The sequence below is a fragment of the Streptomyces sp. WAC06614 genome (genome assembly GCF_003949795.1).
Lineage (GTDB): Bacteria > Actinomycetota > Actinomycetes > Streptomycetales > Streptomycetaceae > Streptomyces.
On the sequence record NZ_RPRY01000654.1, the window covers coordinates 1 to 1,450 of the forward strand.

At 74.3% G+C, this 1,450-nt stretch carries 2 protein-coding genes; both read left to right on the forward strand.

The features are described 5' to 3' along the window. Nucleotides 1-313: 313 nt before the first annotated feature. The gene (panD, locus tag EF918_RS35665) at nucleotides 314-739 is read left to right on the forward strand and encodes an aspartate 1-decarboxylase (protein WP_125652973.1); all 426 of its coding nucleotides are present in this window, start codon (nucleotides 314-316) and stop codon (nucleotides 737-739) included. A gap of 33 nt (nucleotides 740-772) precedes the next feature. After that, nucleotides 773-1,351 carry an aspartate/glutamate racemase family protein gene (locus EF918_RS35670; protein WP_125652974.1) on the forward strand — a complete coding sequence of 193 codons (579 nt, stop codon included), beginning with the start codon at nucleotides 773-775 and terminating at the stop codon, nucleotides 1,349-1,351. Nucleotides 1,352-1,450 lie beyond the last annotated feature (99 nt).

Below are 1,450 nucleotides of genomic sequence, written 5' to 3' on the forward strand. Positions count from 1 at the left end.
TGGTCGTCATCGACAACTCCGTGACCGTTAGCTCCTTCGTTGCGTTATACGGGGTAACGGGCGGTCTGACCCGTCTACAGCGTGTGGCCCACCCGGTACAGCTCGTCTCGCGGCCCCAGTCGCGCGCGGTTCGAGAGCGGCGGAGCGCGCCCCAGCCTCGCAGGGGGGCGGGGGCGGGCACAGCCGCGCTCGGACCGCATGCCAGCGGGACCCCGAGAGGAGCTGACCGGAGGGGGCGACGCATTGTAGTCTGGGCAAACCGCCCTTGACCTGCAATAACGCAGGCAGGGAGCAGACATTCCAGGAGTTCTCGATGCTTCGCACCATGTTCAAGTCCAAGATCCACCGGGCCACCGTCACCCAGGCCGACCTGCACTACGTCGGTTCCGTGACGGTCGACGCCGAGCTCATGGAGGCGGCCGACCTGCTGCCCGGGGAGCTCGTGCACATCGTCGACATCGACAACGGGGCGCGGCTGGAGACGTACGTCATCGAGGGCGAGCGCGGCTCCGGGGTCATCGGGATCAACGGGGCCGCGGCGCACCTGGTGCACCCCGGGGACCTGGTGATCCTCATCAGCTACGCCCAGGTGGACGACGCCGAGGCGCGGGCGCTGAAGCCGAAGGTCGTGCACGTGGACGCGGACAACCGGATCGTCGAGCTGGGTGCGGACCCGTCCGCCCCGGTCCCGGGCACCGAGCAGCGGCGCAGCCCGCAGGCGGTCGCGGCCGCCGGCTGAGCGTCCGTCCGGCACGAGGAAGGGTGTGCGGCTGTGGTGACCGGCCTGACCCTGCTGCACACCTCCCCGGTCCACGTCCCGGTCTTCGACGCCCTGCGCGACCGGCACCATCCGGGGGCCGTGCTGCGGCACCTGGTCGCGCCCGAGCTGCTGGACCGGGCCCGGGCCGAGGGGCCCGGTGCGGTGCTGTGCACCTGCTCCACCCTCGGTGGGGTCGCGGAGGCGCTGGCTCCGGAGCTCGGCGTGCCGGTCCTGCGCGTGGACCGGCCGATGTGCGCCGAGGCCGTCCGGCTCGGGCCGCGGATCGCCGTGCTGGCCGCGGTCGGGAGCACCCTGGGCCCCACCACGGCCCTGATCGAGGAGGAGGCCGGCGCGGCTCCCGTACGGGTCCGCGCCCGCGTGGTCGACGGCGCCTGGGAGCGGTTCGAGGCCGGGGACACCGGGGGCTACCTCGCCCGGGTGGCCGCCGCCGCGGACGCGGTCACGGGCGCCGACGTGATCGTGCTGGCCCAGGCCTCCATGGCCGACGCCGACGCCCTGGTCCGCACGGCCGTCCCGGTCCTCACCAGCCCCGCGCGGGGCCTCGCCGCCGCGCTCGCCCGGCAGGCGTAGCGGGACGGAACGGGGGAAGGTGGGCACCATGGCAGCACTGAGCGACCAGACCCAGCCCCCGCCGCCCGAGCGGCGGATCGAGGGGGCCCGGGCCGGGCG